The sequence below is a fragment of the Shewanella sp. MTB7 genome, from assembly GCF_027571385.1.
Taxonomy (GTDB): Bacteria; Pseudomonadota; Gammaproteobacteria; order Enterobacterales; family Shewanellaceae; genus Shewanella.
Window position 1 is genome coordinate 1,851,611 of record NZ_CP085636.1, and the last position, 13,569, is coordinate 1,865,179.

Sequence of the window (13,569 nt, forward strand, 5' to 3'; positions counted from 1 at the left end):
TCACTATTGTCACTTTGTCAATGACAATAGTTGAATCTTTATCTTAAAGAGAAAAAATTCAACCTGCTTGGCTATCTTCAACCTAACTCGTGTAATATGGAGCGCGATTCTAACAGTAATAGCTAGAAGGTGATAGGGGAAAATCATATTTTTGAGACTACTCTTCTAAGGTTCTAAGCACAATTCAGGGCATATTTTGAGTAAAAAATTAGTTAAGTCAGGCATCATCGTGAGTGCCATGACCTTAGTCTCTCGTGTCATGGGGTTAGTAAGGGATGTGGTTATTGCTAATCTTATGGGCGCCAGCAGTGGGGCCGATGTATTTATTTTAGCAAATAAAATCCCCAATTTTTTAAGACGTTTATTTGCAGAAGGCGCTTTTGCTCAGGCTTTCATTCCCGTCTTTACTGAGTACCAACAAAAAAATACTGAGGAAGAGGTCAGGGAGCTGATTTCAAAGGTCACTGGCACCTTAGGTGTTTTGGTGAGTATTGTTACTTTAGTTGGGGTCATCGGCTCACCGTTAATCATGGCTCTGTTTGCCAATGGCTGGTTTGTTGCTTGGCTCAATGGTGAACCAGGCGGTGAAAAGTTTGAACTCGCCTCTCTTTTGTTAAAGATCACTTTCCCTTATCTGTGGTTTATCACTTTTACAGCAATGGCTGGCTCTATTCTCAATACTCGAGGTCGATTCGCTGTTTCTGCATTTACACCGGTGTTTTTAAACATCGCTATCATCTGTGCCGCACTCTTTTTATCGCCGGAACTGGAAAAACCTGAACTAGGTCTGGCCATTGGGGTTTTTGTTGGTGGTTTGATTCAATTTTTATTTCAACTTCCGTTTCTTTATAAAGAGAAGGCGTTAGTTAAGCCATCTTGGGGTTGGCATCACCCTGGTGTGGTTAAAATTAGAACCTTGATGCTCCCCGCCATTTTTGGGGTTTCGGTGTCACAAATCAATCTTCTATTTGACACCATTATTGCCAGTTATCTGATGACAGGCTCGATCAGTTGGCTGTACTACTCAGATCGATTATTAGAATTTCCCTTGGGTTTGTTTGGTATTGCTATAGCCACAGTGATCTTACCCGCATTATCTAAAAAACATGTCAATGATGAGGGCAATGGGTTTGCAAAGACCATGGATTGGGGAGTAAAAGCGATTCTATTACTGGGTATGCCAGCCATGTGTGGTCTAATTCTACTAGCTAAGCCTATGTTAATGGTGCTGTTTATGCGTGGTGCTTTTACTGCTAATGATGTCGATATGGCGTCATATAGCTTGATGGCTTATGGAAGTGGCTTGTTGAGTTTTATGCTGATTAAAGTACTCGCTCCCGGATATTATTCAAGGCAGGACACTAAAACACCTGTACGTTACGGGATTATTGCGATGGTCAGTAATATGGTATTAAATATCATTTTTGCTATTCCATTCGGTTATGTGGGGTTAGCAATAGCGACATCTATATCGGCATTATTAAATGCTGCATTATTATATCGAGGCTTGCATAAAGCTAAGGTTTACACCGTTAGTAAACAAACTGGACTCTTTTTTGGTAAAGCGATGCTATCTTGTATAGTGATGGTCACCGTTTTAATTCAACTTTTACCTAGTCAAGATATTTGGTTGCAACAAGTGTTCACACAGCGAGCCTTAACACTTTTAGCCTTGATTGGTGCAGGCGTTGGGAGTTATTTGGTCAGTATGATTGTACTGGGAATTCGCCCCTGGAAAATTAAAACGGGTCTGTAAATATCAGTTAGAGACAATACCAAGTAAGATCATTGCTGATAATCAATGTCAGCTGGTATATAATCCGCCCACTTAGGCTCGCTAGTTATGTAATGCAATGGAACTAATCCGCGGTATAAACAATATTTTACCAGCACATCACGGCTGTGTTCTCACCATCGGCAATTTTGATGGTGTACACCGTGGGCATGCTGAAGTTATCTCAAAGCTTGTAAAAAAGGCTAGACAGCTAAACGTGCCAGCGACTTTGATGACCTTTGAACCTCAACCACAAGAGATGTTTAGGGGAGATAGTGCGCCGGCTAGACTCAGTACCTTGCGGGATAAGATCGTTTTGCTTGAAGAGCTCGGAATAGACCGCTTAGTGTGTATTAATTTTAATGCTAAGTTTGCCGAGATGTCTGCAGAAGATTTTATTGAGAAATTGTTGGTGAAAGCCCTTGGGGTTAAATACTTGGTTGTCGGAGACGATTTCTGTTTCGGCAAGGAGAGAATGGGCAATTTTGATATGCTCAGATCCTCAGGGGAAAAACACCAGTTTGCCGTTGTTAGTACCCAAAGTTTCCTCCTTGGTGATAAACGAGTGAGCTCTACAGAGATTAGAGAGTTGCTCGCTAAGGGGAAGATGGAACAGGCAAGGCGACTATTGGGTCATCCCTTTACTTTGAGTGGTCGGGTTGCTCATGGTGAGGAGATTGGGCGTACTATCGGCTTCCCTACTGCCAATATCGCTTTGAAGCGTCAAGTGAGCCCTGTGAGAGGCGTATTTGCGGTAAGGTTGTATTGGGATAACAGTGACGTTTATGATGGTGTTGCCAACGTCGGTTTCAGGCCAACGGTTAATGGGCAAAAGTGCCAATTAGAAGTACACATTTTCGACTTTGATGGTGATCTGTATGGACGCAATATTGAGGTTGAATTAGTAGCAAAAATTCGAGATGAACAGCCTTTCCAGTCTCTGGAAGCGTTGAAAAAACAAATTAACAATGATGCAAACAAAGCCAAAGATCTGCTTGGCTGCGATGCAAGCTAAGATCTCTTAGCAAACATGAATGGTATAGGATTAATGAGCGACTATAAATCTACTTTGAATTTGCCGGAAACTGAGTTTCCGATGCGTGGTAATCTGGCTAATCGTGAGCCTGTGATGCTGAAATCTTGGACAGAAGATAATCTGTACCAACAGATCCGTGATAGTCGTATTGGTCGCAAACCTTTTATATTACACGATGGTCCTCCGTACGCGAACGGCAGTATTCATATCGGCCACTCTGTTAACAAAATTCTAAAAGATATCATTGTTAAATCTAAAACAATGTCAGGTTTTGATGCGCCTTATATTCCTGGTTGGGATTGTCACGGTTTACCCATTGAACTTAAAGTTGAGCAAAAAGTGGGTAAGCCTGGACATAAAATTAGCGCGGCAGAGTTCCGTGTTAAATGTCGTGAGTATGCGGCTAAACAGGTTGATGGTCAGCGCGATGATTTTATTCGTTTAGGTGTGTTTGCTGACTGGTATAACCCTTATTTAACAATGGATTACAGTACTGAAGCTAATATTGTACGCTCTTTGTCAAAAGTGATCGAAAGTGGTCATTTACACAAAGGCGTGAAGCCTGTGCATTGGTGTACGGACTGTGGTTCAGCACTTGCTGAAGCAGAAGTTGAATATGAAGATAAAAAATCTCCAGCCATTGATGTTGCTTTTGCTGCTGTAGATAAAGCCGCGCTGCTCGCTAAATTTGGTGTTGATGAATGTAGTGGCTCAGCTTCTATGGTTATTTGGACAACGACCCCTTGGACACTGCCCGCTAACCGTGCTTTATCTATTGCTGGTGATATCGAATATGCGTTAGTTGAGTTTGTTAAAGGTGATAAAATCACTACTGTGATTTTAGCTGATGCGTTGGTTGAATCATGCATGGAGCGTTATGGCGTTGATTCACATAAAGTGCTTGGTAAGGTCAATGGTGAAGCGCTTGAGTTACTAAGATTTAACCACCCTTTTTATGATTTTGATGTGCCTGTTATTTTAGGTGAACATGTCACGGTCGATTCAGGTACGGGTGTGGTTCACACGGCTCCTGGTCATGGTCAAGACGATTTCATCGTTGGTCAGAAGTATGGACTTGAAGTGGCTAACCCAGTTGGTGATAACGGTGTCTATAAAGCGGATACTGAGATCTTTGCCGGTCAGCATGTATTTAAAGCGAATACCAGTGTAGTAGCCCTTCTTGAAGAGAAAGGTGCTTTAATCAAGTTTGAAAATATTCTTCATAGCTACCCGCATTGCTGGCGCCATAAAACGCCTATTATCTTCAGGGCTACACCTCAGTGGTTTATCTCTATGGAGCAAAAAGGTCTGAGACAACAAGCGTTGACTGAAATCAAGAAAACGCAGTGGATCCCAGAATGGGGTCAGAACCGTATTGAAAAAATGGTAGAGAACCGTCCTGATTGGTGTATCTCTCGCCAACGTACGTGGGGCGTGCCTATTGCTCTGTTTGTACATCGTGAAACCGAAGAGCTTCATCCTGACAGCACGTCACTTATGGAGCGTGTTGCCAATAAGATTGAGCAGGAGGGTATTCAGGCTTGGTGGGATCTTGATGCCGCTGAGCTTTTAGGTGATGAAGCTGATCAATATCGCAAAGTAACCGATACACTTGATGTCTGGTATGACTCCGGTTCATCTTTCTCATCGGTTGTCGCCGCTCGTCCTGAGTTCCATGGTCATGAGATTGATCTTTACTTAGAAGGTAGTGATCAGCATCGTGGCTGGTTTATGTCATCTTTGATGATCTCTACTGCGATGAATGGTAAAGCACCTTATAAGCAAGTACTGACACATGGCTTTACCGTTGATGGTAAAGGACACAAGATGTCAAAGTCTGTGGGTAATGTGATTGCGCCTCAAACGGTGACCAATAAACTGGGTGCGGATATTTTACGTTTCTGGGTTGCAGCCACTGATTATACAGGTGAAATGACGGTTTCTGACGAGATCTTAAACCGCAGTGCAGATGCGTATCGTCGTATTCGTAATACGGCTAGATTCCTGCTTGCTAACATCAATGGTTTTAACCCTGAAACAGATTTGGTTGCTGTTGAAGATATGGTCGCCTTGGATCGTTGGGTGGTTCGTCGTGCTACTGCGCTGCAAGAAGAGATACTTGAAGCCTATGATCAATATAATTTCCACATTGTGACGCAGAAGTTAATGCAGTTCTGTTCTGTTGAGCTCGGTAGTTTCTATCTTGATATTATTAAAGATAGACAGTACACAGCTAAAGGCGACAGCCATGCTCGTCGTAGTTGTCAAAGTGCCTTGTACTTAATCTCAGAAGCGATGGTTCGCTGGATAGCGCCTATCTTAAGTTTTACAGCCGATGAAATTTGGCAACTGCTACCGGGCGAGCGTGAAAAATACGTATTCACTCAAGAGTGGTTCCAAGGGCTTAACTCTGTCACTACAGAGAATGATCTTAGTGATGATTATTGGTCACAGCTGTTGGCTGTTCGTGCTGAAGTGAATAAAGTGATCGAGCAAGCTCGTCGCGAGAAACAGATTGGTGGATCGCTTGAGGCTGAGATCACGTTATACGCTGATGAAGCGTTATCTTCAGTTTTAGCTACATTAGGTGATGAACTTAGATTCGTATTGTTGACCTCTAAGACTCAAATTATTGAGTTGTCTGCGGCACCAGTAGACGCCATTGATACAGAGTTGAGTTCACTTAAACTAGGACTGCATAAATCAGAAGCTGCAAAGTGTGAGCGTTGCTGGCATCACAGAGAAGATGTGGGGCAAATTGAATCGCATCCTACCTTATGTATTCGCTGCGTGACTAATATTGAAGGTGATGGTGAAGTTCGCCAGTTCGCTTAATATAGTAAAAAATAACGGCTCTTGAGGAGCCGTTATTTTTACTGCTATTTAATGGTCATTGCTTTAAAGATAATATTTTTCAAGCAATGACAAAATAAACCTTAGATTGAGAAGGATTGATTAATGCCAACTAACTGGAAAGACAGTGGCTTACGTTGGTATTGGGTCGTGATATTGGTATTTATTGCCGATCAACTGTCTAAGCAATGGGTATTGTCTAATTTTGAGTATCGTGAATCGATAGAGCTATTGCCTTTCTTTAATTTTACTTATCTACGTAATTATGGTGCAGCTTTTAGTTTCTTGAGTGATGCAGGGGGGTGGCAAAGATGGTTATTTACTATCGTTGCTGTGGGCTTTAGCACGTTATTAACGGTTTGGTTAAGAAAGCAACCGGCGCAGATGTGGCGTTTGAATTTAGCATACACCTTAGTGATTGGCGGTGCGTTAGGTAATTTAATTGACCGTTTACAGCATGGATTTGTAGTCGATTTTTTACACTTCTATTGGAATACCAGTCATTTTCCTGCGTTTAATATTGCTGATTCTGCAATTTGTGTTGGTGCTGGTTTAATCATCATTGATTCAATTATCACTGAACGAAACGATAAGAAAAAAAAAGCTCAAGATAACAATAGTGCCGCTAAGGAGTAATTCCCTCTGCCAGAGACTCGTACCACAAAGATAAACGATAAGAAAAAGCTCAGGATAACAATAATACAGCGAAGGAGTAGATACATTGGCTGATACACGTTCTATTTTATGTCATATGAATATCGTACTTGAAGATGGTTCAACGGCTGATAGTACTAAGGCGTCGGGCAAGCCCGCAAAGTTGAATGTCGGTGATGAGACATTAAGTCCAGCGTTTGAAGCTGAAATTATTAATTTGTCTAAAGGCGATAAGCATAGCTTTACACTGCAAGCTGTTGATGCGTTTGGTGAGTCAAATCCAGATGCGATTCATCATATGGACAGAAGTAAATTTCCCGCTGACATGTCACTTGAATCTGGCGTGATTGTTAGCTTTGGTGGTCCTGGTGGCAGTGAGATCCCTGGCATGATCCGTGAGGTTGCTGGTGACTCTGTTACCGTAGATTTGAATCATCCATTGGCTGGACAAGTGGTGACCTTTGAACTTGAAGTTGTGCAGGTACTATAACGTATGCAAGTAGACAATAACCTCCAGATTAAACTCGCTAATCCCCGTGGTTTTTGTGCCGGTGTGGATCGGGCGATCAGCATTGTTGAACGCGCTTTAGCGTTATTTCCGGCTCCTATCTATGTTCGCCACGAGGTGGTGCATAATCGTTACGTGGTACAGAACCTTAAAGATCGTGGCGCCGTTTTTGTTGAAGAGCTTGATCAAGTTCCTGATAATAGCATTGTGATCTTCAGTGCTCATGGCGTTTCACAAGCTGTGAGGAAAGAAGCTAAACATCGAGGTTTAAAGGTGTTTGATGCAACTTGTCCACTTGTCACTAAAGTTCATTTACAGGTAACACGAGCAAGCCGTAAAGGCATTGAGTGCATCTTAATTGGTCATGCAGGTCACCCCGAAGTTGAGGGAACCATGGGTCAGTATGATAATCCTGAAGGCGGTGTGCTGTTAGTTGAGTCTCCGGCTGATGTTGAGTCTTTGGTTGTTAAAGATTCTGATAATCTCTGTTTTGTGACTCAAACTACCTTGTCTATGGACGATACCGCAGATGTTATAGAGGCCCTCCAAAAGCGTTTTCCTGACATTCAAGGACCCCGTAAAGATGATATCTGTTATGCAACTCAAAACAGACAAGATGCTGTTAGAAACGTCGCCGATGATGTCGAACTGTTTATTGTAGTAGGTTCTAAAAATAGCTCTAACTCTAATCGTCTTCGCGAGTTAGCTCAAAAGAGAGGTACGCAGTCTTATTTAGTCGACAACTCCGATGACATTGATTCTGGATGGTTTCAAGGTGTTACTAAAGTTGCTGTTACCGCAGGGGCATCAGCTCCAGAGGTGCTAGTTCAGCAAGTTGTAGACGCTATAGCAGAATTAGCGCCAAGTGTCATAACTGAAATTGAAGGGCGCAAAGAGGATACCGTTTTTGCGGTTCCAGCCGAGTTAAGATAATTATTTCTAACGTATTTTTTTGAAATAAAGGAGGCTATTAGCCTCCTTTTTGTTGCCTAAACAGTTATCCTGATTTTTATCATTGTTACAACGTGAAATATCCGCACACACTATTAACACTAGCGCGCTACATTCGACTAAACTACCATTAACCTATATAGTGGGTGCTTTAGCTAACATTCAGATTTTTAACAGGTAAATTAGTGTTTTAACCGTCAAGAATATGACTATCGGAGGATAATTGACGCAGGTAAAAAATGAGATAGAAGGCTTCTCTTTGATCGAAGTGTTAGTGTCGTTGGTGATACTAGTCATAGGTCTTATCGGCATTTTTAATTTGCATATTGTCTCTAAGAGAAGCAGTTTTGAGTCATTTCAACAGACTCAAGCTTCTTACTATGTCAATGATATTATTAATCGAATGAAGCTAAATCGTACTCAGTTGAACAACTATAATGGCACTTTTAGCGGCGCTCTCTCCCTCCCCGGAACTTCTTGTGATGTCGCTGTTAATGCTGCCGCAGTGATATGTACTAATGTCGAAACACGGCTTTGGGATCTATATCAATGGGAGCAACTATTCGGCGGAGCTTCTGAAAAACTCAGTGGCCGTGATGTAGGTGGTTTAGATACTCCTACAGCCTGTATTCAAGCCCAAGCAAATGGACAAGTACTTGTCGTGATGACATGGAGGGGAATTAGGCGTTTATCAGATGGTGCTGAAAATGCTACCGGTGATAATGCTAGTTTCACTAAGGGGTGTGGTACCAGTGGTGACAGACGTAGAGTTTATTCAATTGATACAGTGATCATATAGATGAGACAATTAATACTAAATAAAAACAAACAAGCGTCGGGGTTTTCTCTGGTCGAGCTTATGGTTGCCATGGTGATCAGTTTGTTTCTTTCTGCTGGCCTTTTCTCAATGTTCAATATGTCTGCGACCAATGTTACAACCACAAGTCAATTTAACCAACTGCAAGAAAATGGTCGTATTGCGATCGCACTGATAGAGAGAGATATCAGTCAACTTGGTTTTATGGGGGATATGACGGGCACTGACTTTGTGCTTGGTGCGAATACTCAAATACCAGCAGGCGTCGTACCTAACGACTGTGTCGGTGCTGGCGCGAATAACGCAACATTGCCTAACAATCAGCCCTCTCATTTTAGGCGACTGTGGGGGTATGAAAGTGGAGTGAGTGCTAATTCCTTTGCTTGTCTTAATAGCGTAAACAGCAGCACAGATGTGTTACAGATTAAAAGACTCATTGGTCCTGCAACCGCGACGCCTAATGTTAATACAAGATATTACATGGCAGCCACACCAAATCAGGCCATATTTTTTGTTGGTAATCCGATCGCGCCGGTTTTGGCAAATGCAAGGTTTTGGGTATATCAGCATCATATCTATTATATCGCCGATGACGGTGACATTCCCGTGTTAAGACGTAGAACATTAAGTGTCAATAATGGCATGGCTAATGAAGATCAACTTGTCGAAGGAATCGAAAATTTAAGAATCTTGTATGGTTTCGATAACGATGGCGATAATTCGGCGGATAGTTTTATGCCAGTGCAAAATGTAACAAATTTGATGTGGGACAATGAATTGTTTCAACGATTAGTTGCTCTGAGAGTATTCGTCTTAGTTAGAGCTATAGAGGCTGACAAGAGTTATACCAACAATACCGATTACATTTTGGGTGATAAAACCATTTTAGCTGCGAAAGATCACTTTAGACGAAAAGTTGTTTCGACGACAGTGGTGCTCGAAAATCCAGTGCTAATTAGGTAAATAGTACAAGTTAAATAATGTTTATTTACATGTTTTTGGAGTAAGAGATGAAGAAGCAAAAAGGAATAGTCCTATTCTTCTCACTGATAGTCCTTGTCATTATGACAGTCATCGGTGTCGCCCTCGCGGTAAATTCAACTCAGTCTATAAGAATGGCTGGAGCGGGTTCAGAGCGGATAGAGGCTATGGCTGCGGCTCATGGGGCCTTAGATAGTGTTGTCAGTATTAATAAAGGGGTTGCGCTGGCAAATTTAACTGGCGAAATTAATGCAGGCACTATGTTAGGTGTGACAAGTACGATCACCCCTTTGCAGCTTGAAGATGTGAGTTGTCAGCGAAGTGCTAATGCAAACTCGTCTAATTTAGTGAGTTGTCGCCGTTCTGAAATATCGAGTGTATCCAGTTTCGGACGCAATGATATGGGACGATTAACCGTTGTTGCAGGGGTAGAGCAAGAAGTGCTCACTGGGAGTTAAAGATGATGATTAAACGTATCGCATGCGCCGCTCTGTTTGCCATTATTGGAGTATCGGCTAGCATCTTTGCCGATGACACTGAACTGTATGTAGTTGAGTCCTCTCTCAGAACTGGTGCAAGCCCTAAAGTGTTAATCATTTTTGATAACTCAGGAAGTATGGGCACTATTGAGGAGGATGCTCCTGGTGCCTATGATTCAGCAACAACCTATGAAGCTATTAGCTCAGCACATGCTTATCAAGATGATAAGATCTACTTTACCAAAGGTGCAGGCATTGATAATGCGGGAACGGATATACCGTTAAGCCCCTCTGATTCGAAACGCTTCTTAAAAGATATTAATGGTTGCCACCAAAGTTGGGGGTTAATAGAGACCTATGGACGTTTTACCGGATTTGTTGGTGAATATAGAATACAGGGAAAGACAGGGACTTGGGGGGAGCTACGAGACAATAGTGGCGCTAACTATGACACCATAGATTGTTTAGAAGACATTCAGGAAAATGATCCTATTAACGCTAAGAATCAAGGGGGAAATCCTCACAATGATGGCTTTCCAGTTGACGGCGTTAAGCAAGGTAATACACCTCAACCCTACAGTGCGACAGGGGGAGATACACAACTTGGATTAGGTGAGGCTGTGACCTTGTATACGGCTAACTATCTTCGCTGGCATGCAGCTGCCGTTGCAGGAGAGTTGCCCACCAGCTCACAGTCTCGCTTAGAAATAGCGAAAACGGCGATAGAGACAGTGATTAACACTAATACTTTAGTGGATTTCGGCTTGGCTTTATTTAATATGGATTATCCATCTGAAGGCTATCGGGATGGTGGACGTATCGTCTCAAAAATCCAGAAGATGACGACATCAAATAAAAGTGCGCTCTTATTAACTATTGATAGCATACCTGCAGATACCAATACCCCGCTTTGTGAAACACTGTTCGAAGCCTATAATTATTTTGCTGGCAACCCAGTGCTCTATGGAAAAAAAGATTCTGATTATTCAAATTGGTATGACGGCAACAAACCACCAAGGGATACTACGGCAGAATCCGGTTCAAATTATATCTCTCCATTCAGAGTATGTCCGGATGCGGCCTATGTTATTTATATCACTGATGGTGCTCCAAGTCAGGATACCTTTGCGAATACAGATATAGGCTTATTGACTGCTAATGGAGTAACAGAACAGGCTGATGATAAGACTGTAGCTCCACTTTATACTTCTTTTTCAGAAAGTCTTTCCACACCGAATTACCTCCCTGCTTTATCCAGCTACCTCTACCACAATGATTTAGTTATATCACCAGAAACTCAGAGTGACGGTACTACAACTGAGCATATGCAAACAGTTAAGACTTTTACTATTGGGTTTAGCTCAGGGGCTTCTGATGCTGCCCCATTGTTGAAGGAAACGGCCAGAAGAGGTGGTGGGCTCTATTTTTCAGCTACTGGAGGGCTAGGGTTAGCTGCGGCACTGAATGATGCTCTGTTAACTATTATGGAAACAGATACGAGTTTTACCTCTCCCAGTATCGCCAGTAATAACTTTGATCGAACTCAGACATTTGATTCGGCATATTATGCGATGTTTTTACCAGGTAGAGGACCCCGATGGAGTGGTAATCTAAAAAAACTTCAGGTTACGTCCGATGGTGTTTTGGTAGATAAAGCAGGAAGTGTGGCCATAGGTGATACTGGCGACATCAAAGATACAGCCTGTACCTTCTGGAGTTTATGTACAGCCAAACCAGATGGTAAAAATGTGATGGAAGGAGGGGTCATTGAAGCTTTGCAGATGGCTACGCCTTCTACAGGGATAAGTGGTCGTACTATTTACTCAAACTTAACTAATCCTATGTCTAATCTATCTCAGGTTTCTGAGGCGATTCTGTCTACTAACATGGGCATTATTCAGGCTGACGTCAGCGACGTCGTGAAGTGGTTATATGGTTATGATGTAGATCTCGATAATCAGGGGGGAAGTGAGACCGATTTTCGAAGTGACATTATGGGGGACCCATTACATTCCAAGCCGTTAGCACTTAATTTCGGCACAAAAGCGAATCCTGATATTCGTATTATCTTGGGCACTAACCAAGGTTTATTGCATATGTTTAAAGATACAGGCAGTGATGTGGAGGAGAGTTGGGCATTTATTCCAACAGAGCTATTGAGTAATGTTCGGCTGTTAAAGGAAAACGTGGCTAATGGAGGTCATTCTGTATATGGCATGGATGGCTCTCCTGTCGCCTATACTGAGACCGATACGTCAGGTAGAGTGAATAAAGCGTGGGTATTTATGGGGATGCGTCGTGGGGGCTCCTCTTATTACGCTTTAGATGTGACATCTCCAGATTCACCAAGTGTTAAATGGATTATAACACCTAATAGTGCAGGCTTTTCTGCTCTTGGCCAAACTTGGTCTGACCCAATAGTGACTACTGTGCCAGGCCACACCGGGCCCGTGCTGATATTTGGCGGAGGATACGATGCTTCTCTGTATGATGCTAATACTGTACCAAGTACCGCAGCAACGAAAGGAAAAGCTGTTTATATTGTCAATGCTGACACTGGTGCACTCATTCATGCGTTTAGTGATACAGGTTCAGATGGGACTAAGCTTGATAGCCTTGTTGATAGTATTCCCAATTCAGTAGCAATTTTAGATAGCAATAATGATGGTGCTACCGATCGTATCTATGCGACAGACGTGGGAGGTAATGTTTGGAGGATGGACTTAGCCGATTCAAATATAAGTTCATGGAGTGCTTACAAATTTGCTGATTTAGGTGGTGGCACCGCAATAAATGACCGGCGTTTTTTTGCTGAGCCAGCGGTGGCCCAAACTACATTTAGTAATATTTCAGAGGTAGAAGTGACTGACGGTGAGGGGAGTACAACGACAACAACTACATATCAAAATATCCCCTATGATGCAGTTGTTATAGGCAGTGGGAATCGCTCTCATCCAACGGATCTTAATACCGCTGATAAATTTTTTGTATTGCAAGATCGACATGTTGTGACTCGAAGTCTTATTGGAGAGCCCGTTCCTGAGGTTATAAACATGAGTAAACTCTATAACGTAACGTCAGCCCCTCCGGTTACTGAAACTGAGAATATTAATTTTGGCTCAAAACGAGGATGGCATTACGATTTTACTGGAACCGGAGAAAAGTCATTAACGGCGGCGCTGATAATAGATGGTAAAGTGTTTTTTACCTCTTTCGTTCCATCCGCGAATGTTATTTCTGATTTGGTATGTAGCAGCTCGGGACAAGGTAGACTCTACATTTTCGATCTCCATAAAGGAACTAGGACCTATGCAAATATTTATTATGAATTAGGCGAACGTGTACCTGATACACCACAAATTGTTATCCCAGCTCCAGAAACAGGAGAGGAGCCTTACCTCTACATCATTGGTGTAGGTAAGGGGGAGATAAAAGATGGAGAAGCTACGGGGACGATTAATGTTGGTTCAGGTTTAGGCGTCAATAAAATCTATTATCATATCGATGAATGAAGTG

General features: G+C 42.4%; 10 protein-coding genes. All 10 read left to right on the top strand.

Translation table 11 applies throughout. The annotated features are described in order from the left end of the window. Window positions 1–196 precede the first annotated feature (196 nt). The 10 genes from murJ to HWQ47_RS07790 all read left to right on the top strand — a co-directional run bounded on the left by murJ (window position 197) and on the right by HWQ47_RS07790 (window position 13,565). Complete coding sequence (gene murJ, locus HWQ47_RS07745; RefSeq protein WP_269970588.1) at window positions 197–1,756, top strand: murein biosynthesis integral membrane protein MurJ; 1,560 nt, start codon at window positions 197–199, stop codon at window positions 1,754–1,756. A 97-nt stretch (window positions 1,757–1,853) separates the two neighbouring features. Continuing rightward, entirely contained in the window at window positions 1,854–2,789 is a 936-nt protein-coding gene (gene ribF, locus HWQ47_RS07750) for a bifunctional riboflavin kinase/FAD synthetase (protein ID WP_269970589.1), read from the top strand. Between the two features lie 33 nt (window positions 2,790–2,822). Continuing rightward, the gene (gene ileS, locus HWQ47_RS07755) at window positions 2,823–5,645 is read left to right on the top strand and encodes an isoleucine--tRNA ligase (protein WP_269970590.1); all 2,823 of its coding nucleotides are present in this window, start codon (window positions 2,823–2,825) and stop codon (window positions 5,643–5,645) included. A gap of 123 nt (window positions 5,646–5,768) precedes the next feature. Continuing rightward, window positions 5,769–6,299: a signal peptidase II gene (lspA, locus tag HWQ47_RS07760; protein ID WP_269970591.1), complete on the top strand. Its 531-nt coding sequence runs from the start codon at window positions 5,769–5,771 to the stop codon at window positions 6,297–6,299. Between the two features lie 85 nt (window positions 6,300–6,384). After that, on the top strand, window positions 6,385–6,807 hold the full coding sequence (gene fkpB, locus HWQ47_RS07765) for an FKBP-type peptidyl-prolyl cis-trans isomerase (RefSeq protein WP_269970592.1): 423 nt from the start codon (window positions 6,385–6,387) through the stop codon (window positions 6,805–6,807). Window positions 6,808–6,810: 3 nt separating this feature from the next. Then, on the top strand, window positions 6,811–7,758 hold the full coding sequence (gene ispH, locus HWQ47_RS07770) for a 4-hydroxy-3-methylbut-2-enyl diphosphate reductase (RefSeq protein WP_269970593.1): 948 nt from the start codon (window positions 6,811–6,813) through the stop codon (window positions 7,756–7,758). Between the two features lie 241 nt (window positions 7,759–7,999). Then, window positions 8,000–8,575, top strand: a complete 576-nt coding sequence (pilV, locus tag HWQ47_RS07775; protein ID WP_269970594.1) for a type IV pilus modification protein PilV — start codon at window positions 8,000–8,002, stop codon at window positions 8,573–8,575. After that, window positions 8,576–9,556, top strand: a complete 981-nt coding sequence (locus HWQ47_RS07780) for a PilW family protein (protein ID WP_269970595.1) — start codon at window positions 8,576–8,578, stop codon at window positions 9,554–9,556. Window positions 9,557–9,603: 47 nt separating this feature from the next. Then, complete coding sequence (locus tag HWQ47_RS07785; protein WP_269970596.1) at window positions 9,604–10,032, top strand: pilus assembly PilX family protein; 429 nt, start codon at window positions 9,604–9,606, stop codon at window positions 10,030–10,032. A gap of 2 nt (window positions 10,033–10,034) precedes the next feature. Beyond that, window positions 10,035–13,565 carry a pilus assembly protein gene (locus HWQ47_RS07790; protein WP_269970597.1) on the top strand — a complete coding sequence of 1,177 codons (3,531 nt, stop codon included), beginning with the start codon at window positions 10,035–10,037 and terminating at the stop codon, window positions 13,563–13,565. Window positions 13,566–13,569 lie beyond the last annotated feature (4 nt).

Coding starts and splice junctions, on each gene's coding strand:
- ribF (WP_269970589.1), top strand. CDS start 1,854: ATGGAACTAATCCGCGGTATAAACAATATTTTACCAGCACATCACGGC.
- ileS (WP_269970590.1), top strand. CDS start 2,823: ATGAGCGACTATAAATCTACTTTGAATTTGCCGGAAACTGAGTTTCCG.
- lspA (WP_269970591.1), top strand. CDS start 5,769: ATGCCAACTAACTGGAAAGACAGTGGCTTACGTTGGTATTGGGTCGTG.
- ispH (WP_269970593.1), top strand. CDS start 6,811: ATGCAAGTAGACAATAACCTCCAGATTAAACTCGCTAATCCCCGTGGT.
- HWQ47_RS07780 (WP_269970595.1), top strand. CDS start 8,576: ATGAGACAATTAATACTAAATAAAAACAAACAAGCGTCGGGGTTTTCT.
- HWQ47_RS07785 (WP_269970596.1), top strand. CDS start 9,604: ATGAAGAAGCAAAAAGGAATAGTCCTATTCTTCTCACTGATAGTCCTT.
- HWQ47_RS07790 (WP_269970597.1), top strand. CDS start 10,035: ATGATGATTAAACGTATCGCATGCGCCGCTCTGTTTGCCATTATTGGA.